At 67.1% G+C, this 26,696-nt stretch carries 25 protein-coding genes and 1 pseudogene; 11 read left to right on the top strand and 15 right to left on the bottom strand.

The window, feature by feature from the left end; genetic code table 11:
- Positions 1-47: 47 nt before the first annotated feature.
- The 10 genes and pseudogenes from ACYDAT_RS01040 to dnaG all read right to left on the bottom strand — a co-directional run bounded on the left by ACYDAT_RS01040 (position 48) and on the right by dnaG (position 9,237).
- On the bottom strand, positions 48-485 hold the full coding sequence (locus tag ACYDAT_RS01040; protein ID WP_461441260.1) for a rhodanese-like domain-containing protein: 438 nt from the start codon (positions 483-485) through the stop codon (positions 48-50).
- A gap of 180 nt (positions 486-665) precedes the next feature.
- The gene (gene accC, locus ACYDAT_RS01035) at positions 666-2,036 is read right to left on the bottom strand and encodes an acetyl-CoA carboxylase biotin carboxylase subunit (protein ID WP_461440164.1); all 1,371 of its coding nucleotides are present in this window, start codon (positions 2,034-2,036) and stop codon (positions 666-668) included.
- 123 nt (positions 2,037-2,159) lie between these two features.
- Positions 2,160-2,645: an acetyl-CoA carboxylase biotin carboxyl carrier protein gene (gene accB, locus ACYDAT_RS01030; protein ID WP_461440650.1), complete on the bottom strand. Its 486-nt coding sequence runs from the start codon at positions 2,643-2,645 to the stop codon at positions 2,160-2,162.
- A 114-nt stretch (positions 2,646-2,759) separates the two neighbouring features.
- Positions 2,760-2,846, bottom strand: a pseudogene (locus ACYDAT_RS01025) (acetyl-CoA carboxylase biotin carboxyl carrier protein); the annotation flags it as partial.
- 53 nt (positions 2,847-2,899) lie between these two features.
- Positions 2,900-3,346, bottom strand: a complete 447-nt coding sequence (aroQ, locus tag ACYDAT_RS01020; RefSeq protein ID WP_461440649.1) for a type II 3-dehydroquinate dehydratase — start codon at positions 3,344-3,346, stop codon at positions 2,900-2,902.
- Positions 3,347-3,435: 89 nt separating this feature from the next.
- The gene (locus tag ACYDAT_RS01015) at positions 3,436-3,981 is read right to left on the bottom strand and encodes a TlpA family protein disulfide reductase (RefSeq protein WP_461440648.1); all 546 of its coding nucleotides are present in this window, start codon (positions 3,979-3,981) and stop codon (positions 3,436-3,438) included.
- Between the two features lie 12 nt (positions 3,982-3,993).
- Positions 3,994-5,895 carry a protein-disulfide reductase DsbD gene (gene dsbD, locus ACYDAT_RS01010; RefSeq protein WP_461448232.1) on the bottom strand — a complete coding sequence of 634 codons (1,902 nt, stop codon included), beginning with the start codon at positions 5,893-5,895 and terminating at the stop codon, positions 3,994-3,996.
- 29 nt (positions 5,896-5,924) lie between these two features.
- Positions 5,925-6,251 (bottom strand): divalent-cation tolerance protein CutA, encoded by a 327-nt coding sequence (cutA, locus tag ACYDAT_RS01005; RefSeq protein ID WP_461441263.1) that lies wholly within the window; start codon positions 6,249-6,251, stop codon positions 5,925-5,927.
- 69 nt (positions 6,252-6,320) lie between these two features.
- Entirely contained in the window at positions 6,321-7,205 is an 885-nt protein-coding gene (locus ACYDAT_RS01000) for an NAD(P)-dependent oxidoreductase (RefSeq protein ID WP_461448231.1), read from the bottom strand.
- A 313-nt stretch (positions 7,206-7,518) separates the two neighbouring features.
- Positions 7,519-9,237 carry a DNA primase gene (gene dnaG, locus ACYDAT_RS00995; protein WP_461441265.1) on the bottom strand — a complete coding sequence of 573 codons (1,719 nt, stop codon included), beginning with the start codon at positions 9,235-9,237 and terminating at the stop codon, positions 7,519-7,521.
- Positions 9,238-9,541: 304 nt separating this feature from the next.
- Here dnaG and ACYDAT_RS00990 point away from each other — a divergent pair, with 304 nt between their 5' ends.
- From ACYDAT_RS00990 to ACYDAT_RS00980, 3 genes are all read left to right on the top strand, one after another.
- On the top strand, positions 9,542-10,825 hold the full coding sequence (locus tag ACYDAT_RS00990) for an acetyl-CoA C-acetyltransferase (RefSeq protein WP_461440416.1): 1,284 nt from the start codon (positions 9,542-9,544) through the stop codon (positions 10,823-10,825).
- Positions 10,826-10,933: 108 nt separating this feature from the next.
- Positions 10,934-14,170 (top strand): VPS10 domain-containing protein, encoded by a 3,237-nt coding sequence (locus tag ACYDAT_RS00985; protein WP_461448230.1) that lies wholly within the window; start codon positions 10,934-10,936, stop codon positions 14,168-14,170.
- 265 nt (positions 14,171-14,435) lie between these two features.
- Positions 14,436-15,563, top strand: a complete 1,128-nt coding sequence (locus ACYDAT_RS00980) for a hypothetical protein (protein WP_461448229.1) — start codon at positions 14,436-14,438, stop codon at positions 15,561-15,563.
- 128 nt (positions 15,564-15,691) lie between these two features.
- Here the strand turns inward: ACYDAT_RS00980 and ACYDAT_RS00975 are convergent, their stop codons facing one another.
- Positions 15,692-16,276 carry a methyltransferase family protein gene (locus ACYDAT_RS00975; protein ID WP_461448228.1) on the bottom strand — a complete coding sequence of 195 codons (585 nt, stop codon included), beginning with the start codon at positions 16,274-16,276 and terminating at the stop codon, positions 15,692-15,694.
- A gap of 160 nt (positions 16,277-16,436) precedes the next feature.
- Positions 16,437-17,258 carry a hypothetical protein gene (locus ACYDAT_RS00970; RefSeq protein WP_461448227.1) on the bottom strand — a complete coding sequence of 274 codons (822 nt, stop codon included), beginning with the start codon at positions 17,256-17,258 and terminating at the stop codon, positions 16,437-16,439.
- 252 nt (positions 17,259-17,510) lie between these two features.
- Here ACYDAT_RS00970 and ACYDAT_RS00965 point away from each other — a divergent pair, with 252 nt between their 5' ends.
- Positions 17,511-18,140, top strand: coding sequence for a hypothetical protein (locus ACYDAT_RS00965; protein WP_461440488.1), 630 nt, complete (start codon positions 17,511-17,513; stop codon positions 18,138-18,140).
- 27 nt (positions 18,141-18,167) lie between these two features.
- On the opposite strand, the gene ACYDAT_RS00960 is transcribed toward ACYDAT_RS00965, so the two are convergent.
- On the bottom strand, positions 18,168-18,434 hold the full coding sequence (locus tag ACYDAT_RS00960; RefSeq protein ID WP_461440487.1) for a hypothetical protein: 267 nt from the start codon (positions 18,432-18,434) through the stop codon (positions 18,168-18,170).
- A gap of 307 nt (positions 18,435-18,741) precedes the next feature.
- Here ACYDAT_RS00960 and aroE point away from each other — a divergent pair, with 307 nt between their 5' ends.
- From aroE to ACYDAT_RS00925, 7 genes are all read left to right on the top strand, one after another.
- The gene (gene aroE / locus ACYDAT_RS00955) at positions 18,742-19,581 is read left to right on the top strand and encodes a shikimate dehydrogenase (protein ID WP_461441271.1); all 840 of its coding nucleotides are present in this window, start codon (positions 18,742-18,744) and stop codon (positions 19,579-19,581) included.
- Positions 19,582-19,591: 10 nt separating this feature from the next.
- Positions 19,592-19,846 carry a YkgJ family cysteine cluster protein gene (locus ACYDAT_RS00950; RefSeq protein WP_461440485.1) on the top strand — a complete coding sequence of 85 codons (255 nt, stop codon included), beginning with the start codon at positions 19,592-19,594 and terminating at the stop codon, positions 19,844-19,846.
- A gap of 49 nt (positions 19,847-19,895) precedes the next feature.
- Positions 19,896-20,048 carry a hypothetical protein gene (locus ACYDAT_RS00945; RefSeq protein WP_461440484.1) on the top strand — a complete coding sequence of 51 codons (153 nt, stop codon included), beginning with the start codon at positions 19,896-19,898 and terminating at the stop codon, positions 20,046-20,048.
- A complete protein-coding gene (locus ACYDAT_RS00940) occupies positions 20,045-20,236 on the top strand; it encodes a hypothetical protein (RefSeq protein ID WP_461448226.1) in 192 nt (63 codons plus the stop codon). Before ACYDAT_RS00945 ends, ACYDAT_RS00940 begins: the two co-directional genes overlap by 4 nt.
- Positions 20,237-20,542: 306 nt before the next feature.
- On the top strand, positions 20,543-20,929 hold the full coding sequence (locus ACYDAT_RS00935) for a hypothetical protein (protein WP_461440482.1): 387 nt from the start codon (positions 20,543-20,545) through the stop codon (positions 20,927-20,929).
- Positions 20,930-21,266: 337 nt separating this feature from the next.
- Complete coding sequence (locus ACYDAT_RS00930) at positions 21,267-21,833, top strand: Panacea domain-containing protein (RefSeq protein WP_461448225.1); 567 nt, start codon at positions 21,267-21,269, stop codon at positions 21,831-21,833.
- A gap of 10 nt (positions 21,834-21,843) precedes the next feature.
- Entirely contained in the window at positions 21,844-22,263 is a 420-nt protein-coding gene (locus ACYDAT_RS00925) for a hypothetical protein (protein ID WP_461448224.1), read from the top strand.
- 64 nt (positions 22,264-22,327) lie between these two features.
- On the opposite strand, the gene ACYDAT_RS00920 is transcribed toward ACYDAT_RS00925, so the two are convergent.
- Together ACYDAT_RS00920 and ACYDAT_RS00915 are read right to left on the bottom strand one after the other, a co-directional pair.
- Positions 22,328-23,206, bottom strand: a complete 879-nt coding sequence (locus ACYDAT_RS00920; protein ID WP_461440640.1) for a hypothetical protein — start codon at positions 23,204-23,206, stop codon at positions 22,328-22,330.
- Positions 23,203-26,694: a DNA methyltransferase gene (locus tag ACYDAT_RS00915; RefSeq protein ID WP_461448223.1), complete on the bottom strand. Its 3,492-nt coding sequence runs from the start codon at positions 26,692-26,694 to the stop codon at positions 23,203-23,205. The genes ACYDAT_RS00920 and ACYDAT_RS00915 overlap by 4 nt, the downstream gene beginning before the upstream one ends.
- Between the last annotated feature and the right edge of the window lie 2 nt (positions 26,695-26,696).

Genomic DNA, 26,696 nt, shown 5'->3' with positions numbered 1-26,696 from the left:
AGGCGCCATGATCGGACATCCGCGCGTGCCCGCAAAGCAGGCGGATCTCAGGCCATCTCGTGCAGCAGCGCGTGCATGCCGCCTTGCACCGAGTAGGCCTGTGGATAGCCGATGCCACGCAGCAGGTGCGCGGCGATCAGGCTGCGGCGCCCGCTGTTGCACACCAACAGTAGCGGGGTGTCACGGCGCTGCTCAAGTTGCTCGATCGTGCCGACGAACTCACGCATGTCCAGCTCGCCGGGCGCGTCGGCGTCGAGGATCTCCTGTTCTTCCTCGTCCAGATTCAAGCCCAGATGCTGCTTGAACAGGAAGAACGGCACGTGCAACGCGTTGGGCAGCGTGCCCTTCAGTTCCAGCTCGAAGGGCTGGCGGATGTCGATCAGGCAGGCCGCGCCCTGACGCGCCAGGGCCAGTGCCTCGGCAGCACTGCACTCGATGGGCGCAACGGCCTGCGCAGTGGCCTGGCGTTCGGAATTCGGGTTCATCGCAAGTCCATTCGGTGCCGCGCGCGGGCTGCAGGAAGGGTGCGCGCTCGCGGGCGATCTCGCAACGCACCATGGCATGGACAAGCGCCGTGACGCGCGGTTCCAAACGGACCTGAACAAATGCGCTTGGCGCGCGTCGCGCCGGCCCGGCGTGAGCGTTTCGTAGCTTCACGGCCTGCTTCAACCCAGCTTGATGCTTTTGTCCTTGCGCTCGGTGATGCGCTTTTCGAGGTAGTGGATGTTCTGCCCGCCCTTGCGGAAACCGGCATCGGCCATGATGCGCAGCTGCAGCGGGATATTGGTTTTCACGCCCTCGACGATCAGCTCGCCCAGGGCCACGCGCATGCGCTCCAGCGCGATGTCGCGGTCGGCGCCATGCACGATCAGCTTGCCGATCATCGAGTCGTAGTTGGGCGGCACGCGATAACCCGAATACAGATGCGTATCCATGCGCACGCCGGGGCCACCAGGGGCGTGGAAGTTGCTCACGCAGCCGGGCGAGGGCATGAACGTATCGGGATCCTCGGCATTGATGCGGCACTCGATGGCGTGACCGCGCATCACGATGTCGCTCTGCTGGATGCGCAGCGGTTCGCCACCGGCGATCAGCAGTTGCTCGCGCACCAGATCGATGCCGGTCACCAGCTCGGTCACCGGATGCTCGACCTGGATGCGCGTGTTCATTTCGATGAAATAGAACTGGCCGTCCTGATACAAAAACTCGAAGGTGCCGGCGCCGCGATAGCCGATACGCAGGCAGGCATCCACGCACACCTTGCCGATGCGCTCGCGCTGCCCGCTGGACAAACCTGGCGCCGGCGCTTCCTCGACCACCTTCTGGTGGCGGCGCTGCATCGAGCAGTCGCGTTCGCCCAGATGAATCGCGTGGCCCTGGCCGTCGGCCAGCACCTGGATTTCGATATGGCGCGGGTTCTCGAGGAACTTCTCCATGTACACCTCGGGATTGCCGAACGCCGCCTGCGCCTCGCTGCGCGTCATCTGCACGGCGGCTTCCAGATCGGCCTCGCCGCGCACCTCGCGCATGCCGCGACCGCCGCCGCCGCCGGCGGCCTTGATGATCACCGGGTAACCGATCTCGCGGCCGCAGCGGCGGCAGGTGTCCATGTCATCGGCCGGCAACGGTCCGCCGGAGCCGGGCACGCAGGGCACGCCGGCGGCCTGCATGGCGCGGATGGCCGCGACCTTGTCGCCCATCAGGCGAATGGTTTCGGCGCGTGGACCGATGAACACGAAGCCTGACTGCTCGACCTGCTCGGCGAAATCGGCGTTCTCGCTGAGAAAGCCGTAGCCGGGATGGATCGCGTCGGCGTCGGTCACCTCGGCGGCGGCGATGATGGCCGGGCCGTTGAGATAGCTCTCGCGTGGCGCCGCCGGGCCGATGCAGAGGGCCTCGTCGGACATGGCCACATGCTTGAGGTTGCGATCGGCCACCGAGTGCACGGCCACGGTCTTGATGCCCAGCGCGTGGCAGGCGCGCAGGATGCGCAGCGCGATTTCGCCGCGGTTGGCGATGACGACTTTTTCAAGCATGGGGACACCGGGACTCGGGACTCGGGACTCGGGACTCGACCCAAGCCGGGATGTCGGCACGGCGGCGCCAGCGCGCTGCGATGCGTTTTTCGCGTGGCAAGGATCGAGGCCCGCGCAGGATCATCAGCCGATCACGAACATGGGTTCGTCGAACTCCACCGGCTGGCCGTTTTCGACCAGGATGGCGACCACCGTGCCGCTCTTGTCGGCCTCGATCTGGTTGAACATCTTCATCGCCTCGATCACGCCCAGGGTTTGACCCAGCTTGACGCTCTGACCGACCTTGACGAACGGTGCCGCCTCGGGGCTGGCGGCAACATAAAAGGTGCCGACCATGGGCGAGCGCACCACGTGTCCGGCGGGCAGGGCGGGTCCGGGGTGTGCTGCGGGAGCCGCGTGTGCAACCGGCGCAACCGGCGCAGGCGCGGCGTCCTCGGTGCGCGACGTCGGCATGTGCATATGCGTCACCGGCGCCGCGGCTGGTGCGGCAACGCCACTCTTGGGCACGCGCGACAAACGCACGACTTCCTCGCCTTCCTTGATTTCAAGCTCGGCTAGATTGGATGCTTCCAGCAAGTCGATCAGCTTCTTAATTTTGCGCAGATCCATGAGCGGCCTCGATGAAATTATTGATGACGAACCGTCCCTGGTGCGTGGCGCCGGCCCGGCCCTCCTTGGCCGGGCGCTCGCCGGCGCGTGATGCGCTTCAACGCATCACGCGAAAGCTTCCGGCTTGCCCTTGATTTCAAGCTCGGCGAGATTGGATGCTTCCAGCAGGTCGATCAGCTTCTTGATTTTGCGCAGATCCATGCGGGGCCTCGTGCGGCGGAAAGGAAAGGGATGACGGGCGCGCGGTATCCGGCTCAAGCCGCGCGCGCCAAGTGGGCGATCAAACCAAGCAGGCCGAGGCGATAGCTGTCCGCCCCGAAGCCAACCACCGTGCCGATGGCGATGTCACTGAAATACGAGTGCTGCCGGAACGGCTCGCGCGCCTGCGGATTGGACAGGTGCACCTCGACGAACGGAATGGCCACGGCCAGCAGCGCGTCGCGCAGCGCCACGCTGGTATGCGTGTAGCCGGCGGGGTTGAACACGATGCCGACCACGTCTTCACGGCGCGCGGCGTGGATGCGTTCGATCAGGGCATGCTCGGCGCCAGACTGGAAGGCACTGAGTTGGTGCCCGGCGCGCTCGGCCTCGCTGCGCAGCTCGGCGTCGATGGCCGTCAGCGTGGTGTGGCCGTAGTAGCCGGGCTCACGGCTGCCGAGCAGATCGAGGTTGGGGCCGTGCAGGGCCAGCAGTTGCGCCACGCCAGTCGTCCAGAGTCAAAACCGGGTGGAGAAGTCTGGACCGTCGCGCAAAACTTGTCCAGTTCGGCGCCATTCGACGACGTTCGTCGCTATTGTAACGTTGGAGGCAGCCAAGCACTCAACTCCGGCGCGGTAAAGGCGCCGTAGTGGCGCTTGAGCATACGCCCATCCGGTGCGATCAGCACGCTGTAGGGCAGACCCTGGCGGGTATTGCCGAAGGCCAGACCGGGGTGATCGGCGCCCGGCAGCAACACCGGATAATCCAGCGGCGTGGCTTTCAGGAAGGCTTGCACCGCCGCGGGTGTGTCCTCGGCGATGCCGATCACCTGCAGGCCATGCGCCGCCGCGCGCTGCTGCAGGGCGCGCAGCAGCGGCAGTTCTTCGCGGCACGGCGGGCACCACGGCGCCCAGAAATTCAGCAGCAGCCATTTGCCCTGCCACGCATCCAGACGTACCGGGCGGCCGTCGAGATCGGTCAGCAGCGGATCGGGGCGCTGCGCGCCGGCGTCGAACGCGGGCGCCTCGGGCACGGCCAGCATGGATTGCGGCTGTGGCTGCAGCGCGCGCTGCAACACCCAGCCAGCCAGCGCCGCCGCCAGGGCCAGAATCAGGATCACAACCGGCAGGTTCCGCATGCGCGCTGCTGTTTACAGCCCGGCGCGATCGATGCGCTGCAAGAAGGCCACCGCGCCCTCGGTCCCGATCAGACGCTCGGCGCGCTGCTCCCGCCCATCGGGCGCGAAGAACAGCGTGGCTGGCGGACCCAGCAAGTCGTAGCGCTTGAGCAACGCGCGGCTGGCGGCGTCATCGGTGGTGACATCGACGCGGATCAGGCGCAGCGGGGCGATGGCGCGCTCGACCGCGGGATCAACCAGCGTGGTCGCCTCCATTTCCTTGCACGCCACGCACCAATCGGCGTAGTAATCGACGATCGCGCCCTGATGCGCAGCGCGCGCCCGCGCCAGCGCGGTATCGAGCTGGCTCGGCGTGGTCGCGCGCTGCCAGTGCAGCGCGCTGGACGACTGCGGCGCGACGCCCGTGCCGGCGAACACGGCCAGCGGATTCAGCAGCGCGCGGCTGCCGGCCAGCGCGCCGGCCAGTTCCGCCGCGCCCAGCAGCAGCAGGATCAGCGCCAGACTCATGCGCAATTTGTGCCAGCCGCCGGCCTCGGCGGGCAAGCGCTGCAGCACGCCCAGATACACCGCGCAGCCCAGCAGCAGCAGGCCGCTGAGCGCCAGAATCCAGCCCGGCGTCAGGACGCGATCCAGCATCCCGATCGCCAGCACCAGAAACAGCACGCCGAACACCGCCTTGACCGTATTCATCCAGCCGCCAGCGCGCGGCAGCAGGGCGCCGGCCGCGGTACCAAAGGCCAGCAGCGGCAAGCCCATGCCCAGCCCGAACACGAACAGCGCCAGCGCGCCAAACACCGCGCTGCCCTGCTGGCCGATGTAGATCACCCCGGCCGCCAGCACCGGCGTCACGCACGAGGTGACGATCAGCGCCGAGAGCACGCCCATCACCCCCGCGCCCAGCAGCGAGCCCGCATGCTGGCGATTGCCGGCCCCGGCCAGACGCGTCTGCAGGCGTGCCGGCAATTGCAGTTCGTACAGCCCGAACATGCTCAGCGCCAGCAGCACGAACAGCAGTGCCATGGCGCCGATCACCCAGCCGTTCTGCAGCGCCGCCTGCAAATTGGTACCGGCCAGACCCGCGATCAGGCCGACCGCGGCGTACACCAGCGCCGCACCCAGCACGTACACCAGCGACAGCGCGAACGCCCGCCCCGGCCGCGCACGCGTACCGCCGCCGGCGATCAGGCCGGATAGGATCGGCAGCATCGGCAGCACGCAAGGCGTGAAGGCCACGCCCAGTCCACCGAGAAAAAACAACAACAGCGCCCAGACGCGATCCTTGCCCAGCAAGCCGGCCAGACGTCCGGCCTCACCGGCCGGCGCGGCGCTGCTTGACGCCGACGGCGTCGCGGCTGCTGCCGGCGCGGCGAATGCCTGTGCCGCGGCGCTGCTCGGTGCGGCCACGCCAAACGCCGCCCGCGCGCCGCCAGCCGCTGGCGGTGCGAGGGCGTTGGCGGCCTTGCCGGCCTGCACCATGGCGCCACCGATCGGCAGGTTCAGCGCCTCGGTATGCGGCGGAAAACAGATCTGCGGCGCTACCGCATGGCAACCCTGATACGTCACCGCCAGGCGCAGCACCTTGAGCCCGGCGGGCGCGCTGAACGGCAGGGTCGCGTCCATGTGCTTGTAGAACACCACGAGGCGGCCCAGGTAGGGATCGTTCTCCACCACGCCCTGCGGAAACGCGGGCTTGCCCAGGGTGACGCCGGCATCCAGCGCCTTGAAGTGCGTGCGATCGCGATACAGGTAATAGCCCGGCGCGATGGCCCAGTCCAGATGCGCCACGCCAATCTCGGCGCGCGCGCTGAGCCGGTAGGCCTGATTGAAACGCAGCAGGCCGTCGGCGGCCTGCGCCGGCGTGACGACGCCCGCGAGACTCAACAGCACTGACAGCAACAAGAACAAACGATTCATCGGTAATTGGCTTCGTTGCAAGGTGAAATTCACGGCGTGGGCGGCGTCACTTGCGCATCCAGCCAGTCGAGATACGGCGCGTGGCCCGCGACCACCGGCAGCGCGAGGATCTCCGGCATCTCATACGGATGCAAGGCCAGCAGGCGCGCCTGCAACGCCGCCAAGCGCGCCGGCGTGGTCTTGATCAACAACTGCACCTCGACGCTGTGCTCGATGGCGCCCTGCCAGCGATACACCGAGCGCGCGCCCGGCACCTGCGTGATGCAGGCAGCCAGACGCTCGGCCACCAGCGCCTCGGCCACGCACGCGGCGCTGGCTTCGTCGGGGCAGGTGCACAACACCAGCAGGGCTTGCATGCGTGATCACGGAAACAGACGGAAAGCCGATCATCGCACTGTCGGCATTGCGGATGCGCGGGCGTTGCGTCATGCGCCAGCGTCCTGCCCGGCGCGGCGCGCGCTGACCTCGGCCAACGCCGCCCAGTCGCGCTCGCCGGCACCGTGCGCCAGCGCGTCGAGAAAATTTTCGCGCAGCACCGAGGCAAACGGCATCGGCACCACCGTGGCATCGGCCGCGGCCAGCGCCAGGCTGATGTCCTTGAAACCCAGGCGCAGGCGAAAACCGGCCGGCTCGTAACGGCGCTGCGCGATCAGTGCGCCGTAGCCCCGATAAGCCGGGCTGGCGAACAGGGTCTCGCTCATCAAGCCGAGAAAATCCGCGGCGGCCACGCCATGCGCCTGTGCCAGCGTGCTGGCTTCGGCCATGCTTTCGATCGCCGCTGCCAGCATGAAATTGCCGGCCAGCTTGACCGCGTTGGCGCGCAGCGGATCATCGCCGAACGGCCACACGCGCTGGCCGATGGCCTCCAGCAGCGGGCGCACGCGCGTCAGCGCATCCGGCGCGCCGGCCGCCAGCACGTGTAGCTTGCCGGATGCCGCGGCGTCGGGGCGGCCGAACACCGGCGCCGCCACGTAACCCACGCCACGCTGCACATGCAACGCCTGCATTTTTTGCGCGGCCGCCACCGAAATCGTGGCCATGTTCACGTGCACTGCGCCCTGCTTGAATGCCGCCAGTGCACCGCCCTGCTCGAGCACGGCGAACACCGCCGCGTCGTCGGCGAGCATGCTGAACACCACCGGCTGCGCCGCGGCCGTGGCCGCATCCGCCGCCGCCTTCACCCCCGCAGCCAACAGCGGTTGCAGCGCTGCCGGTGTGCGGTTCCAAGCATGCACTTCGTGGCCTGCCGCTTGCAGACGCCGCGCGATCGCCGCGCCCATGCCGCCGGTACCCAGAAATCCGATCTGCATGTCTGTCCCCACGGAGCAAAACGTCATTGCACCACGAAGCCTGCAGCGCTGTGCGCAACAGTGTGGTGATGGAGTGGCGTGAAAATAGCGATGGCAGCGGGGAAGCTCGAGCGAACTCGATTGTTCCCTTCATCCCCGGACGCGCACAGGTGCCGTGCGCTGCATTGGATACCCGCCCCCGCCTTCGCGAGGGCAGGCTCTGCGCGGGCGTGACGAAGTGGGGCTGCGCGCGCCGTGCCCGCGTCACATGGTCCGATTCATCCGGGCCGGATCCATTCGGTTGCCAGTTGCCGATTGCCGGTCCCGGCCCTGATCACGCCTGCCCGTGCCGGCGCATCGCGTGCAGCGCCTGCAGCTCGCTTTTCTCGGGCGCGCTCAAGCCCTGCTGCTGCAATTTCTTGGTCAATTGATCGAGGCGCTCGGCGTGCGCCTGGCGGGTGAGCTGGGCCAGCGCGCCGAGAAACTCCGAACGCAGATCGTGGGCCTCGGGAAAGTCGATCAACGCCAGCTTGTGCAGGGCATCGGCCTCGCTGCGCCCGGAAAGATGCTCGAGCAGCGCGGCAACCGGCGCGCCGGGCCGCGCACGCGCCAGCTCCAGCAGCTCGATCAGCAGCGCCACGCCAGGCTGCGACGCGGTGGCGAACGACCATGGCGGCGCGACCTCGGCGGCCAGCGCCGGATCAGCCAGCAGCACGGCGATGGCTTCGCGCACCAGGCTGCGACGCACCGCGGATGCGCGCCGCGCCGGCACGCGCGCGGACGCGGCTTGCGCCGGTGCCGGCGCGCTGACACCGGTGCGCGCCTGCAACGCCTGCTGCATGAGATCGCGAAACGCGCCATCGGGCAGCCGCGCCAGCAACGGGCGCACGCGCTCGGCCAGGCGCGCGCGGCCATCCAGCGTGGCGACATTCACATCCTCGGCGAGGTGCTCGAAAAAGTATTCCGACAGCGGCATGGCCGCGGCCAGGCGCTGCGCGAACGCCGCGCCGCCTTCCTTGCGCACCAGGCTGTCGGGGTCTTCGCCTTCCGGCAAAAAAAGAAAATACGCCTGGCGCCCATCGCGCAGGCGCGGCAGCGTGGCTTCCAGCGCGCGCCAGGCAGCGCCGCGGCCGGCGCGGTCGCCATCGAAGCAGAACACCACATCGGGCGTGGCGCGGAACAGCATCTCGGTGTGCTCCGGCGTGGTCGCGGTGCCCAGCGTCGCCACCGCCTGCGGCAGGCCGTGCTGGTGCAGGGCGATGGCGTCGAGATAGCCCTCGACCACGACGATGCGCTGCAGCGTGCTCGCCGCCTGGCGCACCTGCCACAGCGCGAACAGCTCGCGGCCTTTGTGGAACAGCGCGGTTTCCGGCGAGTTGAGGTATTTGGGACCATCCCCTTCCAACACCCTGCCGCCAAAGGCGATCACGCGCCCGCGGCGATCGAGGATCGGGATCATCAAACGCTCGCGGAAACGATCGTAGCGTCGCCCCTGCTCGTTGCTGGCCAGCAATCCGGCCTGCTCCAGCAACTGCATGCGCGCCGCGTTGCCGCCCAGCGCGCGTTGCAGACCATCCCAACCGGACGGCGCCCAACCGATGCGAAAGCGCTGCAAGGTGTCGGCGCTCAGCCCGCGTTGCGTGCAGTAGGCCTGCGCCGCGGGGCTTTGCGTCAGTTCGCGCTGGAACCAGCACGCGGCTTCCTCCAGCACGGCGTAGAGCTCGCCGAAATCGTCGCGTGCGTGTTCGCTGCCGCCCTCGCGAGGCACCTCCATGCCGGCGCTGCGCGCCAGTTCCTCGACCGCGTCAGGAAATTCCAGACGCTCGTAGTCCATCAGAAACTTGATCGCGCTGCCGTGCGCGCCGCAACCGAAGCAGTGGAAAAACTGCTTCTGCGGACTGACGAAGAACGACGGCGAACGTTCGTTGTGAAACGGACAGCACGCGGTCCACTCGCGCCCCGCTTTTTTCAGCGGCACACGGCGCTCGATCACCTCGACGATGTCGACGCGCGCCAGCAGTTCATCGATGAAACGGTCGGGAATGCGCGGCATGCGTCAAGCATGCCAGCGCGCGGCAGTGGATGCTGCGGGAGGGTGAATCCTGATCATTGTGGCCGTTCCGTATCGTCATGCCGCGCCATTTTGCCGCGCCGAGGACGCAGACCGAAGCACCCCGGCGGTCAGTGCCACGCAATGCTCGCACCGCCGATGATGCACGCTTGTGCGCCGGGATGCTGCGCGATGCGCATGCCATTGCGCCTGCGCCCAGGATACGGCAGCCCGCGTTGCCACGCGCCGGGTATCGCTGCGCACGGCCGCGCGCTAGCCTTGCGTCCCTCGCCGCGGAACTACACTCATGAACACATCGGCACGGCGTGTCGCCATCCTCGGCGGCGCGCGCATTCCCTTCTGCCGCAACAACACGGCGTATGCCGAGGTCGGCAATTTCGGCATGGGCGTGAAGGCCATCAGCGCGCTGGTCGAGCGCATGAATCTCTCTGGCGTCGAGCTGGGCGAAGTGGCGTTCGGCGCGGTGCTGAAGCTCGACCGCGACTGGAATCTGGCGCGCGAGATCACGCTGTCCTCGGGGCTGTCCGCGACCACGCCGGCGATCACCACCGCGCGCGCCTGCGGCACGTCGCTGGATAACGCGGTGCTGATCGCCAACAAGATCGCCTGCGGACAGATCGAGGCCGGCATGGCCGGTGGCAGCGACACCACCAGCGACGTGCCGATGGTCTTGTCCGAGCCGCTGCGCAAGCGCCTGCTGGCGATCAATCGCGCCAGGGATACTGGCGCCAAGCTGCGCGCCGCGCTGCACGGGTTTCGCTGGCGCGAGCTGAAGCCGGCGTTCCCCGGCGTGGCCGAGCCACGCACCGGGCTGAGCATGGGCCAGCACACTGAGCTGATGGCGCGCGAGTGGGGCATCGCGCGCGCGGATCAGGACCGCCTGGCGCTGGCCAGCCACCAGAAACTGGCCGCGGCCTATGCCGCGGGATTCTTCGCGGACCTGGTGGTGCCGTTCCGCGGCCTCGAGCGCGACGGCTTCCTGCGCAGCGATACCACGCTGGAAAAACTCGCCACGCTCAAGCCCGCCTTCGACACCAGCTCGGGCCTCGGCACGCTGACCGCGGGCAATTCCACCGGCTTGTCGGATGGCGCCGCGGCGGTGCTGCTGGCCAGCGAGGACTGGGCCACGCAGCGCGGCCTGCCAGCGCAGGCATATTTGCGCGATGCCGAGGTGGCCGCGGTGGATTTCGTCGCCGGCGAGGGCTTGCTGATGGCGCCGACCATCGCCGTGGCGCGCCTGCTGAAGCGCAATGGCCTGACCCTGCAGGACTTCGACTACTACGAGATCCACGAGGCCTTCGCCGCGCAGGTGCTGTGCACGCTGCGCGCCTGGGAATCGGCCGAATACTGCGCGCGGCGCCTCGGCCTGGACGCGCCGCTGGGCAGCATCGATCAAGCCCGGCTCAACGTGCACGGCTCCTCGCTGGCCGTGGGCCATCCCTTCGCCGCCACCGGCGCGCGCATCCTGGCCACGCTGGCCAAGCTGCTGGCGCAGCGCGGCGGCGGGCGCGGCCTGATCTCGATCTGCACCGCTGGCGGCATGGGCGTGGCGGCCATCGTCGAGCGCTGATGCGTGGACGGCATGAAGCTTGGGGGGTTGCTTACGGCGTGCGGCGCGCATGAACGAAACCTGAGCGCTGTGGTCCAAATCTGCTCCCCCGCCATGGAGCGCCCTGTCATGCGCTTTGCGTCCCTGATTGCCACCGCCGCGCTGCTGGGCGCGGTGCTGTTGCCCGCCGCGCATGCTGCCGACACCGCCAAGGCGGCCACGCCGCACGGCCCGTTTCACCATCTTGCGTTCCGCAATCTCGGCCCGGCGGTGGCCGGCGGGCGCGTGACCAGCGTGCTCGGCGTGGCTGGCGATGCGGCGCTGTATTACGTCGGCAGCGCCGGCGGCGGCGTGTGGAAAACCACCGATGGCGGTAGCACCTGGAAACCGATTTTCAGCCACGGCCCGACGCAATCCATCGGCGCCATGGCGCTGGCCGGCAACAATCCGAACTGGCTGTGGGTCGGCACGGGCGAGGCCAATCCGCGCAATGACATCCTCAACGGTGACGGCGTGTACTTCACCCCCGACGGCGGCAAGACCTGGGTGGACAAGGGCCTGCGCCATGCCGGGCAGATCGGCGCCATCGCGGTCGATGCGGACAATCCGGACACGTTGTTTGTTTGCGCGGCGGGCGATGTGTGGAAGCGCGGCCCCGAGCGCGGCGTGTTCATGAGCACCGATGACGGCGCGCACTGGCGGAAGGTGTTGTACCTCAACGATCACACCGGTTGCGCCGACCTCGCCTACGAGCCGGGCAACCCCAAGGTGCTGATCGCCGGCATGTGGCCGCTGCAGCGGCGGCCGTGGATGCTGACCAGCGGCGGCAAGTCCGGCGGGCTGTACCGCTCCACCGATGGTGGCCTGCACTGGAGCAAGCTCACGCACGGCTTGCCCAAGGGCGATATCGGCCGCAGCGCGATCGCCTTCGCGCCCAGCGCACCCGAGACCGTGTACGCCGTGATCCAGGCCAAGGGCGGCGTGCTGTGGGTATCGCACGATCTCGGCAGCCATTGGAGCAAGGTCAGCGATGACCACGACAACGACGTGCGTCCGTTCTACTTCACCCAGTTGGCGGTGATGCCCAACGACCCCGACCGTCTGTTCCTGCTGTCGATGAAGATGATGGAGAGCAAGGACGGCGGCAAGACCGTGTTCTATGCCGACAAGGGCGTGCACGTGGACCACCATGCGATCTGGATCGATCCGCGCAATCCGCGGCGCATCATCCAGGGCAACGATGGCGGCGTCTATCTGACGCTGGATACCGGCAAGCACTGGCGCTATCTGGAGAACCTGCCGATCGAGCAGTTCTACCAGGTGGCGGTGAGCACCACGCAGACGCCCTATCTGATCTGCGGCGGCCTGCAGGACAACGATGCCTGGTGCGGCGCTTCCAGCGATTACCGCCGCGGCGGCGTGACCGGCTACCAGGACTGGTTCGATGTCGCCGGTGGCGATGGTCAGTACGTGGTGCCCGCGCCCAACGACGCCAACATCATCTACGCGACCACCGACGACGGCTTTGCCACGCGCTACGACCGCCTGACCCAGCGCAAGCGCAGCATCAATCCGTATGTGCAGGACATCCTCGCCGGGTTGCTGCTGTCGGGCAAACCGATGTCGGCGCAGAAATACCGCTTCGACTGGACCACGCCGATCGCGGTATCACCGACCGATCCGAACAGTCTGTACCTCGGCGCCAATGTGGTGTTTCACAGCACCGACGGCGGTCTGCACTGGCGGATCATCAGCCCCGATCTGACCCGCGACATCAAGGCCAGGCAGGCGCCCAGCGGTGGCCCGGTGACCAAGGACATGTCCGGCGCCGAAACCTACGACACCATCCAGTCGCTGGCGCTGGCGCCGACCAATGCCAAGGTCATCTGGGTCGGCACCGACGATGGCTGGGTGTGGGTGAGTCGCGATGGCGGCGCGCATTGGAACAAGGTCACGCCCAGCGGCGCCCCTGAGTGGGCGCGCGTGTACAACGTCACGGTGTCGCCGTTCCACGCCGGCACCGCGTATGCGGCGTTCGATGCGCACGAGCTGGGCAACAACCACGCCTATGTGTATCGCACCAGCGACTACGGCAAGAGCTGGACCAACATCAGCAGCGGACTGCCCGACAGTTCGGTGGAAGTGGTGCGCGAAGACCCCGACCGCGCCGGCCTGCTGTTCGCCGGCACGCTGTCCGCCGGTCTGTACTACTCGCGCGATGACGGCGCGCACTGGCAGGCGTTGCACGCCAACCTGCCAGGCGGCGTGTCGGTGATGGATCTGACCTTCGTGCCCGCCAGCCACAGTCTGGTGCTGGCCACGCACGGACGCGGCATCTGGGTGCTGGACAATCTGCGCCCGATCGAGGATTACGACGCCGCCATCGCCAAGGCCCCGCTGCATGTGTTCCCCGCCTCGCCCGGCACGCTGCTGCATGCCAGCGGCAGCAACGGCGTTGGCCCCAGCGCCTTCGTCGCGCCGAACGCGCCCACCGGCACCGTGATCAGCTATTCCCTGGCCAAGGCGCTGAAGCCGACCGCGGCGCAAAAAGCCTTGCACCACGCGCCGGTGAAAATCGTCATCCACGACGCGGCCGGTCAGCTCATCGACACGATGCACGGTCCCGGCAAGGCTGGCGTCAACCAGTTGACGTGGAACCTGCGTTATGCGGGTCCGGCCAGGCTCGACCCGCCGCTGGGCAAGGCCGGTCCGCACGGGCGCGGTTTCGGTCCGTCGGTGGCGCCGGGTGATTACAGCGCCACCCTCACCGCCGCTGGCGCCAGCCAGACCATCGCGCTGCGCGTGCTGCCCGATGCGCGCTACAAAGTCACGCTGGCGACCTACCGCGCCGACACCGCCGCGGGGTTGCAGGCGCGCACCGAGCTGTCCGCGGTGAACCGCGTGCTCAACCACGTCGCCGCCATGCGCAAGGGCCTCGGCACGGTACTGGCGCGCGGCCATGGCGATGTCGCGTGGGCGCAGCAGCACGCCGCGTTGATCACCCAGGCCAAGGCGCTGGACAAGCAGCTCGGCGATTACCAGGACGTGCTGTGGAATCCGCACACCCAGCACCAGGTCGCGGAGGATTTCCTGCGTCACTTCAGCCATCTGCACCGGCACGTCAGCACGCTGTACGGGCTCGCCGCTTCCGCTTGGGGCGAGCCGCCGCGCGCGCAGGTGCGCGATCTGATCACCCGTGATCGCGCGCTGATCGAGCAATTGCTGGTGCAGTACAACGGCAGCCTGATGAGCAACGTGAAAACCTGGAACGCCGCGGCCTACGCGGCGGGCGTGGCCACGCTGCCTACCGGTTCGCCACTGACGCTGAAGCCCGCTCCGGCGCTGCCGCCGCTGGCGGGCGCCTGAGACGCGATTGCAGCGGAGACAGCGCGGTTTGCGCGCTGTCTCCAGCTTCTCCGTTCACGCTGCTTGCGCATTTGGCCTGTACGTAGCATGTGGCAACCGACATGGCGTTTCCCGAGTGCAAGAACCGGCCCGCGCGTCTTCGCGCTCACCGACCCACATGAGAGAACGCGGGTAGCGACATCAAAGCACCGCGCGCGCACGAGCGTTCCCGCACACTCCCGGGGTGCGCCGCGGCGCGCGCCCCTGTCATCCCCACGAGCGATCCATGTCCGCCATCGTCACCCTGCACGCCGTGCTTGCCTGCGAGTTGAGTCCGCAACCCGCGTCCGAGCACCTGCTGCTGGAACGCGCTGGCGGCGACGCGCTGGCTGGCGCCATCGCCGATGATTTGCAGCGTCTGCTGCCCGGCATCGAGCACGCGCGCCTGCTGCTGGGTACCGGGCTGCTCGATGCGGCGGAGATCCTGCGCCCGGGCTTTGCCGCGCACGCGGCGCTGGCGGAACTCGGCCTGCGCCTGCCGCGCGCGCATGGCGCGGTGATCGCCATCGGCGCGCACCACGGCCGCATGCCGGCCGCGGCGCTGGCACCCGCCGCCGAATTCTCCGACGCGCCGATGCGCTATCTGCCGCTGCTGATCGAGGCCGAAGCCGAGCACGCCGACGCACTCGGCGCGCGCCTCGAACAGGTATTGGCCAACGCCGGCGAGGCCAGCGCGCACAGCGCCGACGTGCTGATGCGCAGCTACGGCCTGCGCCTGCAGCACGCGCGCTATCTGAGCCTCACCGATCTGCTGGCGCTGACCTGCGTGCAATACGAACACGCCGGCTTCGCCGCGCACTGGCCATTGCTCGAAGCCGCGCTGCTGACGCCGACGCGCCGTGAGGCGACGCTGAGCCCGCGCGGCGCGCGCTGGGAATGGACCGGCGCACACGTGGCACTGGAAACGCCGCGCGCGTTCGTGGCGCGCACCCAGCCGGACCCTGACGCGCGCGTGCACGCCTATGCCGCGGCGGTGTTCGAGCTGCGCCAGGCCGCGGCCTTGTTCCGCGCGCACGCGCTGTCGCTGACCGCGCTGGATGATGCGCCAGGCGTGCAGTTCGTGCCCGAGGGCGTGATCGAAACCCTGCGTGCGCCGGATGCGATGGATGCTCAGGCCGCAGCCACGCTGCATGCCTGCAGCGCGCCCGGCCTCGGTATCGTGGCGCTGCTGCTGGGCGACAGCGCTGCGCGCGATGCACGCGCGCTGGCCACGCCGCTGGATGCCACCGCCCTGCCGGCATTGATCACCGCGCTGGGCGCGCGCGTCGGCCACGCGCTGCAACGCCACGAGGCGCCACTCACCGAGGTCGATGCGCACGGCATCCCCTGGCCGCGTGCGCCGCTGCGGCACTGAATCACGCTGCACGCAGCACATCGCGCGGCCCAAATGCTGAGCGGCTGGGTGTATCGCGCGCTGTTCGACGCGACGTAAGTCGCGGCGGCGCAGGCGTGTCACGACGCGGATGCACCGCGTGCGCGGCATCAATACACGCCCGGCAGCAGCGCCCAGCTCGCCTTGCGGTATTCGGCGTAATCGTTGCCGAAGCGCTCCAGCATCCAGCGTTCCTCGCGGCGCAGTTTGAAGATCAGCGCCACGGTCGCCAGCAGCACGGCCAGCACGCCGCGCCACTCGGCCAACGCCAGCGCGCTGCCGACGAAGGCCAGCAGCATCCCGGTGTAGATCGGATGCCGCACATGGCGATACGGGCCGCTGCGAATCAGGCTGTGCTCCTGTTTCAGTGTGACCGTGGCACTCCAGTTGGCGCCCAGGTGCCGACGTGCCTGCGCGGCGTAACCCAGACCCAGCGCGACCAGCGCCACGCCGATGCCGTAGCCGGTCCAACTGCGCGCGATGAACGGCGCCGCCAATGCGCCCAGTGCATGCCCCGGCAGCACAAACAGCAGTACGGCCAGCGCCAGCGGAACGCCGTGGCTGGCGCGCTGCAGGCGCGACTCGCGGCGCTCCACCGCCTTCAATCGCCCAGCACCCAGCAACCAGTACAACAGCCACGCCAGCCACAGCAGTGGAATCCATTCGAGCAGGAAGATGCGCAGCAGCGGATTCATGGGTACTCCAGCGGCCGCGAAGTGAACGCAAGTGATTGCTTGCAGCGCAGCGTGCGCGCAGGCATTGCTACAACCCAAGGCGCGGACTGTGCCGCCGCACGCCGCGCACGCGCCACCGCGCGCAAGCAACGCGTGCATCGCCACGCGCGTCGCGCGTGGCTCACGCGCCCGCCGCGGCACGCGGATTTGCCGCACGCCTTGGCGCCGGTGCAGTCACATGCAACGTGTAGCGCGTGGTGGTGGTGCCGTGATGGCCGAGGGCACTGGTGTGCTGCTGGACGTCGAGCTGGGTGGTGATCAGGCGTCCATCGACGACTTGGAAACGCCCTTGCTCGCTGCGATCGGTATCGACGTTGAGCACGAACCAGCCGAGGTCGGTCTTGGTTGTGCGCGTGAAGGCAATCGGTACACCTTGTGCATCCAGCCACAGCGAGAGTTCGTCGTGATAGCTCTTGATCTTGTCGCGTTCGGACTTGCTTGCATGCAGCGGCAAATCGAAGCGCAGCAGCGTGGCCGGCGCGCCATCGAGCGTGGTGGGCGCTTGCTGCAGCAGCCTGGCGCCGATCAGCACCACGCGCAGCGCGGCGGCCGGATCGAGCATGCGCTGCGTCTGCACGATACCCACGCTGCCCAGCAGCTCGGCGGTGGGCATGGAGCGTTCGGGATCAAGCTGATGCGCGGCGATCTGCTGATCGGCTTCCTCGAGCACGCTGCCGGGCACGTGCAGATCGATGCCGCGCGCGGCGGAAACATCGAGCGTGATGCTGGCCTGGCTGTGCTTGGCCTTGGCATCCTCGCCATCAATGCTGGTCTGGTCGACCACCAGCGTGCCGGCGATGGGCGCGTTGCCGGCCAGCTTGGGCAGCGTCGCCGCGAGGCCATCGGGCAATGCTGCGGGTGCTGGCGATGCCGCTGACATCGCCAGCGGCGGGGCCAGCAGCAGCAAAAAAACCATGAAGACTGGATTCTTGCGGGTACTCATGAAGGACTCCGCGCATCAATGGCAAGGCCACAAACACAGCGTTGGCGCCGCCGCGCAGTTTCACGCGCACAAGCGGCTACGGCAAGGCGCTTGCATGCACTTTGCGACCTGATGCGGCACACATGCGCGCGCCGCGTCAACCGCGCTGCGTTCTAGCGAGAGCCGCATCGCGCCCGGATTCCGCCACCCGCGTGTATTTGCGGTCAATGGCACCGACCTTGCTTCATCATGGGCATGGACGAGGGGGATCCCATGGATCACGCCAACATGCCTGGCCACGCACGGCCCAATCATCTCTTGCACGCGCTCGGGCTTGCCACCCTGCTGCTGGCCGCGCTGCCTGGCGCCCCAGCGCAGGCTGCCCCGGCCGCCACGCGATTCCAGGTGACCCTGCAACCGGTGACGCTGCTTTATTACTACAGCGCCATCGAACTGAATATCGATGCCGCCGTGCTGAGCAAGCTGGCCACGCCCGCGGCCGGCACGCGCTTGCCCGCCAAGGCGCTGACCGCCAGCGCCAGCGGCACCACGCTCAGCGCCAATGCCGCGATCACGCCGGGCAAGGCCAACCCGATGACCAACGTGCAGTTGACCATCGACAATGCCTGGGCGGTGCGCGCGCTGGGCTCACGCAACGCGAAAACCAGCGTCAGCGCGCGCTTTCAAAGCGGCAGCACGGCCACGCTCAATGGCCCCAGCGGCAGCGGTGCCAGCATCGTGTTGCGCAAGCTGGGCGTCACGCCAAAGCGTTTCAAGCCGACCGGGCTGGGCGCGGCGCAGACGCGCAATGGTGCGCTGCGCATGCGCATGAATCTGTCCAAGGCCAAGGCCGCTGGTAGCTATGGCGATGCGGTCATCGTGATCACCGCGACGACGACGTAAACCGCGTGGACGTGGCGAATGAAGTGCTCAGCGCGCGGCGCCACGGCGGGCCTGATGCCGCGCCAGCGCGCGCAGTGACCACAGCAGCGCAGCGACGCCGGCCAGCAGCAGCAACTGACGCAGACGCGCATGCAGCACCGGCATCAGCAGCAGCGCGCTCAGCGCCAGCGCCAGCCCCCAACCCTGCGGCAACCACGGCAGCAGCAGCAGGCCGCCAGCGGCCATGAACATCAGCGCGCCGAGGCTGGGCGTGGCACTGGCGGTGGCTTGATCGTGAATCGACGAGAAGGACATGGCGTGGCTCCGGATTGAGGACCGCCACAGCCTGCGCGTGGCTTGTCGCAAAGCCTGCGACGTCCCGGACGTCTTGATGCTGCTTGACCGCCACGCAAGCATGACGTGCACCCACTGGAGGATCCCCATGCGCCACGCCATTCCCTCACGCCTCGCACGTCTTGCCCTGCTGCTGGTCAGCATGCTGGGCGAGCAAGTGGGCAAGCCGGGCTTTCAGCAAGCCGGTGCGCTGTGACGCAGGCCGATGGGCACGTGGCAACAGGTCGCGGCCATCTACAATGCGCGCGGACCCACGGCCGGAGGCCACATGACCCAGATCGCCCGTTGCGGCGTGGTCGGACATCCGATCGCGCACAGCCTGTCGCCTGATATCCATCACGCTTTTGCCGCGCAGTTCGGCCGCCGCCTTGAATATCAACGCATCGATCTCGCGCCCGAACAGCTTGAGGCAGGCGTGCGCGCGTTCTTCGCCGCGGGCGGCACCGGGCTCAATATCACCCTGCCGCACAAGAGCGCAGCCGCACACCTGGCCACCAACCTCGGACCCTGGGCGCAGCGTCTCGGCGCGGTGAACATGCTCACGCGCGAGGCCGGCGGCAGCATCAGCGGCGAAAATGTCGATGGCGCGGCGCTGGTGCACGACCTTACCGAGCGCTATCGCGTCGACCTGCGCGGCCACGATGCGCTGGTACTGGGCGCCGGTGGCGCCGGGCGCGCGGCGGTGTGGGCCCTGCTCGATGCCGGCACGCGCCAGATCACCGTGGTCAACCGTCACCCGGCCGGCGCCGATGCGCTGGTCGATGCCATCGGCATGCCCGGCCGCGTGCACAGCCGCTACTGGAAAGACCTCGCCAACATCGGCGTGTTCGATCTGATCATCAACGCCACCAGCACCGGCGTGCTCGGCGAGCATCTGGAGCTGCCATTCAAGCTGGTGACGCCGCGCGCCACCTGCTACGACCTGTCCTACGGCCGTGCCGCCTCCGACTTCATCGGCTGGGCGCACGCCTCCGGCGCACGCTACGCCTTCGATGGCCTCGGCATGCTGATCGAAGGCGGCGCCATGGCCTACGCGCGCTGGTTTGGCGAAACGCCCGACACCGAGCCGGTGTTCGCCGCGCTGCGCGCGCAACAGCCACAAGCCTGAGCCCGGCGCGATGCAGTGCCGCCCCGTCTGCGGCGCCTGCTGCATCGCGCCCTCGATCAGCTCGCCAATACCCGGCATGCCGCACGGCAAGCCGGTCGGCATACGCTGCGCACAGCTCACCGACGATCTGCGCTGCGCTCTGTTCGGTCGCTCCGGGCGCCCTGCCGTGTGCGTCGCACTGCGCCCCGAGCCAGCGATGTGCGGCGCCTCGCGTGAGCAGGCGCTGGACTGGCTTGCGGCGCTGGAGGTGGCGACGCGGCCATGAAGCGAGTATCCCGGATGCAGGCGGCAGACCTGAATCCGGGGATGACGGCATGGTGATGGCATTCAGCGCTGGCCTGGCTTTGCCAAGCTTGAGACGATTCAACGCTATCGTGTTCTTCGCCAAGAACACCGAGCACTGCGGCAAGACCAAGCTGCTCTATCTGTCTTTCCAGCGTTGCTCCCGGAGTAACATGAAGACATGAAAAAGAAGTCCACGCCAGCCAAAATCGTCATCAAGCGTCTGGGACGCAAAAGTGGAAACATTTCTGCTGCCAAGCTACAGGTGACGGTCCGGGATGCGCGAGAAAAGTCCGGGATCAAGGGCGTCAAGGCTCTGCGCAAGTCCGCCACGGCGGCGGGGAGCGGTCAACGTGCGCTTTGTCGAGCCTGAGGCAATCGCGGTAGCGCCGCGCTCCCGCACGGGCGCATGAAGCTGCATGGCAAGGAAACCCACCCGCCCGGATCCGAGCGACGTCTTCCCCAACTGCCCGTTCGATGCCGGCTACGCGCCGCTCTTCGAGGTTCTTGTCTTCACGGTCTATGCCTGTGGCTTCCGGCCACGGTGCGCTCTTGAGGAGGCCGACTCGGGAGATGTGCGTGTCGACAGATCATCCGGCTTATCCGCGAGTCGCGTTACGCCATCCACGACATCTCGCGTGTCGAACTGGATCCTGCCAACAAGCTGCCGCGCTTCAACATGCCTTTTGAACTCGGGCTCGACCTGGGCTGCAGGCAGTTCGGTGGATCGGCATATGCCGCGAAGAAGCTTCTCGTCCTCGACAGCGATAGCTATCGGTACCAGAAATGCCTTTCGGATATTTCCGGGCATGACATCCGCAGTCACGATGCGCGCCCCGAGCGAATTTTGCAGGTGGTGCGGGACTGGTTGAGGACGACATCGCGACGCCTGGTTCCGGGCGATGACTTCATCCGTGATCAATACAAGGCCTTCGCGGAAGCCCTGCCGATCATCTGCGACCAGCATCGGATCGATCGCGCGGCGTTGAACTACCTCGACTTCGCGCAGATTGTCGAGGAATGGCTGCGTCAGTCAGTCGAGCCCGAGTCAGGCGCGACCAAATAGCAAACCCGCCGGATTCTGCTGCATATCGCCCTGCCACGGGTGCTGGCTGCTTGCAATCCAGAGTGCCTGCACGCGCTGGTCATTGCGGGTCTGACTGCGCGGCCGCCGCAGCCGACCGGATCGCGGCGAGAAGTTCGCGCAGCAAATCCCAGTAGGCCTCGAAAGCGGCGCGTGCGTGCCTTTCCATCATCTCGGTTTCTGCGCGTTGGTCGAGGATGCGGACGTGCGCTTGCGCGCGGGTTTGGCCATCAACGATGGCGCGCGGCTTGCTTCGGGCGGATCGCCCGCGATACCTTGGCAACACCATGCAAACCCACTGCGGGTGCGGGGTCTCGCCATGATCAAGACCCACGAGCGCGAGAAGCTGATCAACGCCATCGTGTTCTTCGCCAAGAACACCGAGCACTGCGGCAAGATCAAGTTGATCAAGCTGCTCTATCTTCTCGACTTCGAGCACTTCCGTCAGACCGGCTACAGCGTGACCGGCATGGAGTACCACGCTTGGAAAATGGGGCCGGTACCGACGGACTTATACGAGGAGTGGGACGCGCTCGAGCCGGATCTCGCCGCCGCCATCGACATCAAGCCCGAGCGCGTCATCGACTACGTGCGCGAACGTGCGGTGCCCAAACGCGAATTCAATCCTGAGCACTTCACCCAGCGCGAGTTGCGCATCATGCAGGAGCTGGCCGCGCGCTTTCATGACGACTTGTCGCAGCCCATGATCAACGTGACCCATGCCGAGAAAAGTCCATGGGCCAAGATCTGGGACAACGGCCGTGGCAAGCATCAACAGGTTCCGTATGCGTTGGCCGTCGCCGATGATGACCCGCACCGCGATGCCATTCTCGAAGCCGCAGCGGATTACGCGGGGATGATGGCCGCGCTGGGCTCCACGCGCTGAGCCAGCAACCGTGCATCCCGGCTCCATCCACCGGCACGCGCAGTTCTATGCCGATGCCGCCAACGGCACGTTGCTGCCCAAGTTCATGCTGATCCTCGCTGCACCGGCCGGCGACGATCTGGTGTTTCGCGTTCTGACCAGCAAGCCACGGCCCGAAGTGCCCGCGTGCCATCACGGCGCACCCTATCCGAGTTACTTCCTCGGCGTCGTCGGTGGACTGTTGTCGCAAAAAACCTGGGTGGATCTGCGCAGGCAGCCGGATTTCGATGTCGATATTTTTGCCGCAGGCGTGCGCAAGCAAGTCATCACCCCGGCGGGGCAACTGTCAAACAGCGTGCTGGCTGAAGTACTGGCATGCACCGCAGCCAGCGATGACGCCACGAACGCGCAGGCACGCAAGATGCGTGATGTGCTGGCTGGCTTGAGATAGGCCGTACTGCGCGTTTGCGTGCAGGTTTCGGGGCTGCTACCACCCGCGTGACCGCGCAAGCTTGCTATTGCTGGGCTGCGTATGGCCCTTCCGCTGCAGCCGACCGGATCGCGGCCTGAAGTTCGCGCAGCAAATCCCGGTAGGCCTCGAAAGCGGCGCGCGCGTGAGCGAACTCGCTTTGATTGGCTGCATGCATCTCGCGCAGCCTGAGCGGTGGAGTTCCCCCGAAGTCATAGCGCACTGTTTTCATACCGCTTGTCGCTTCGGACGAGAAGCTGCCGTCCATTTGCGGTACGAGTTCGGACTTCGGGACGGCTGCCCTGCGCACAAAGTTGGTGTGGCCAAACTCGAACCGGGGCGCCATGCCGTGGCTGGCGAGATTACGGTAGTCGAAGGTCAGATCGCGGTAACCCTTGCAGTCAGCCTTGGTCAGGCATGCCGCGAAGCGCGTGCAGCCAGGCCAGCGCGCACCGATGCGGCGCAGTTGTTGCTCGCGCTGATCTCTGTTCAGGTGGCGATTCTTGGCGTCTTCATCCAGACGGTCGCGATAATTGCGATCGACTACGAGATTCGCCTGATGCAGCGCATGCGTCGCGATGAAGCCGAACAGTTCGCGCATCGCGCTGGGGCGCAGCATGCACCAGAACACCAGTGGCTCGACGAGATCCTGCCGCAGCCTCCAGGCTTCTTGCTCATCGGCGATTGCATCCAGGACGGCCAGCCAGGCATTCCAATCGCGCAGGCGCGACCACCACTCGTTCATCAGGTTGGTGGTTTCGCGCAGGTGATCCGCGATCATCTCACCGCGCATGAACCGCCACGATCCGGATTTCACTTCGTCGACAAGGCCGTAGCGAAAAGGGAAATCGGGCGCGAGCGGCACTTGCTCGCGAGCGTCGAGGAAGGCTCGGAACGCCTGCTCCAGTGCGTGCCTTTCCATCATCTCGGTTCCTGCGCGTTGGCCGAGGATGCGGACGTGCGTTTGCGCGCCGGTTTGGCCTTGGCCGCCGGCAGCAGTGAGGTCAGCGCCTGGTAGCGCTCGAACAGGAAGGCGACACGCTCGGCGTCGCTGCCGAGTTTGGGCGGTTTGCGGCCGGCGGCTTTTTCGGCGGCGATGTAGGCCGCGTCCACGGCGCGGTCGAGCGCGTGGTGCGCCTGCATCAGCGCGGGCGGCATGGTCAGTGGGTCGTAGAGGTCGGCCAGCGTGCTGCCGGAAAACCGCGCGCGTGCGTCGAGCACGGCCTGCGCCGCGGCCTCGATCGCAGCGCGATATTTGTTGCTCCTCTCCGTGAGGTGCCTGTAGCTCCCCTCTCCCGCCGGGAGAGGGGCAGGGGGTGAGGGTTCGGGCTGCCGTGAGGGTTCGGCGTCACGCCGCGCATCCTTGTCATGCAGCGCATTCCAGATCGCCTCCAGCACCGCCTCGGGCTCGCGCAGTACCGCATCGGCCCACACCCGCAGCGTACGCACGCCGGCTGCGGCCAGAGCGGCATCGCGCTGGGCATCGCGCGTCACGTCATCGGCATGCTGACCGCCGTCCACCTCCACGCACAGGCACGCGTCGTGGCAATAAAAGTCCAGCGTGTAGGGCGGCAGCGGATGCTGACGGCGGAACTTGAAGCCGCCGAGACGGCGGTCGCGCAGAAGAAACCAGAGCTGCTGTTCGGCATCGCTGCCGTGCTGGCGCAAGTCGCGGGCGAAGGCGCGCGCGTCTTGCGGCAGGGGCGGGCTGTGCGCGGTTGAGCTTTGCGCAGGCGCGCTGCACCAGACCGAACCCTCACGGCGGCCCGAACCCTCACCCCTGCCCCTCTCCCGGCGGGAGAGGGGTTCAAGCGGCAGCTCGGGCCAGGGGAAGTTGTTGTAGACGATGCCAGCCGAGTAACGATAGTCGCTCTTCAAACGACCGCACACAGTGCGCATCCAAGCCATGTGCATGGTCGATGTCAGCACGCCAAAGTGCATCAGTGTTGCTGCTTCTATGGCAAGACTCGTGTTGTTGACGATATGGTCCGGGCCTAGAAATCCCATCGGAATAAAGGAGCGTCTTTCCGACGAGGTTTTCGGCATGAAGATGTAGTTGGAGCGCGGCTGCCTGATCTCTCCGAACCGCATCGGAAACGCCGCGAGCATTCTTGTGGCCTGTCTGTCGCTTTGTTCGCGAAAGGCTCGAACGTGATCGATTCGATCCAACACCGGCGGCACACTTCTAACTTCGGTCGGGTCGGCGCCTTCCAGCCAAAGGCAAAAGCGCGTTTGCCTGTTGATGAAGCCCTCTCCCCAGACAAGTGGCTTGATCCAGGCTTTGGCGACAGGAAAGCGCTCCATGATCATGGCCGCCTCGTCAGCCGACAGAACCAAATGCCCGTCATCGATCAGCGCACTGCCCTCCATCATCACCGGGACGTCGCAAATTGGAGCCTTGCGCGTGGGCAGCATCATGCTGGGTGCGTTCACCAAGTATGGATTCAGATTGTTTGCGTCGATTTCGTGCGGTTCACCATCCGCGCGGTCGTAATCGAAGAGCCGCGGTGATGAAAATTGCTTGTTGCCAAAACCGATGATCACGCAGTAAACCGCTGCCTTGCCGCGCGCCTCGTTGCTCCACTTGAAGGTGCGGTGCGCGAACTGGATGTGCATGCCGCGCCGGTAAAGCTCGGACCACAGCACGCCAACTTGTTCGCCCTGAGTAATTGAATTGGTCGACACGAAGGCGCAGCGCACTTCGTTTCCTTCTCCCCCCGGGAGAAGGTGGCGCGCAGCGCCGGATGAGGGTTCGCCCTGCGTGGAGGCTGCTGCAAGCGCCGTACCCTCACCCCTGGCCCCTCCCTTGGGGACTTCCGTTGGTCGTCTCCCGGCGGGAGAGGGGCGCATGTAATCCGCGGCCTTGAGATACCACGCCGATACGAAATCCAGCACGCCGGCGCCCTTCACGCCGGCGAACACCCGCGCCATGTCGGCTTTCTGCGCGGCGTCTTGTTCCTTCTTTCCCGAGAACGGCGGATTGCCGAGGATGTAGCTCAACTGCTCGCGCGGCACCACGCTGTTCCAGTCGATGCGCAGCGCGTTGCCGTGGACGATGGTGGGCGACTTGGTCAGCGGCAGGCGCGCGAAGTATTCGCCGAACTGCTCGGCCACGCGCAGGTTCATCTGGTGGTCCATCAGCCACAGCGCGACCTGCGCGATCTGCGCGGGGAACTCCTCGATCTCGATGCCGTAGAACTGGTCCACGTCCACGGCGACGTGCTCGGCGACGCGCGTCAGCACCGAGGCCTGGCGCGCGTACAGGCGGCCCAGCACCTCGATTTCCAGCAGGCGCAGCTCGCGATAGGCGATGACCAGAAAGTTGCCGCAGCCGCAGGCCGGATCGAGCAAGCGCAGGTTCGACAGCTTGACGTGGAAGCTCTTGAGCCGGCCCTCGTGGTGGCCGATGCGCTCCAGTTCGGCCTTGAGTTCATCGAGAAACAGCGGCTGGATCAGCTTGAGGATGTTGCTCTCGCTGGTGTAGTGCGCGCCGAGGTTGCGGCGCGCCCTGGCGTCCATCACCGACTGGAACAGCGAGCCGAAAATGGCCGGGCTGATGCGGCTCCAGTCCAGCGCGCAGGCGTCCAGCAGCAGTTGCCGCATGGTGGCGTCGAACGCGGCCAGCGGCAGCGGTTCGGTGAACAGCTTGCCGTTGACGTAAGGCAGTTCGGCGAGCTGCGCGTCGAGTGCTTTCTGGCGTTGCGCGGGCGGCGTGTCGAGGGTCTGGAACAGTTGCGCCAGCCAGGCGCCGACGTCGCTGCCATCGCTGGCGCTGCGCCGCGCGATCAGCTCGTAGAAGGCCAGGCGCGGGAAGATGCCGGTGTCGTCGGCGAACAGGCAGAACAGCAGGCGCACCAGCAGCACTTCCAGCGCGTGGCCGCTGTAGCCCGAGGCCTTGAGCGCATCGTGCAGCCGGCCCATGCGCTCGGCGGCCTCGATGTTGACCGGGTCCTGCTCCTTGAACGCGCGCGCCTGGTAGCCGGCGATGAAGCCGAAGCGGCGCACCTGCTTGTGCAGATCGAGCAGCGGAAACTCGATGTACTCATCGCCGGCATCGAGGTCGTACAGGCGAAAGCGCGCGAAGTCCGACACCAGCAGGTACTTGGGCAGTTCCGCTTCGGTCAGGCCGTGGAAGTAATCGCGCGCCTGCGCCGAGGCGCGGTCCAGATCCTTGCCGCGCGACTTGTGCTCGATCAGCAGCACGCCTTTCCACAGCAGGTCGATGTAGCCGTTCTTGCCGTCGATCTTCTTCACCCGCCGCTCGAAGCTGGCGACGCGGCGGCGCGACACGCCGAACACCTCGAAGAAGCCGTCCCAGAAGCTCTTGGCCTCGGCGTCCTCGGAGGATTCCAGCGCCCATTCGCGCGCGAAGCGCAGGGCGCGGTCCTTGATTTCGTTCCAGCTCAGCGGCACGC

The sequence above is a fragment of the Metallibacterium sp. genome, assembly GCF_054637675.1.
Note: the sequence above shows the minus strand (reverse complement) of the source record. Positions and strands in the feature narration are given on the sequence as shown.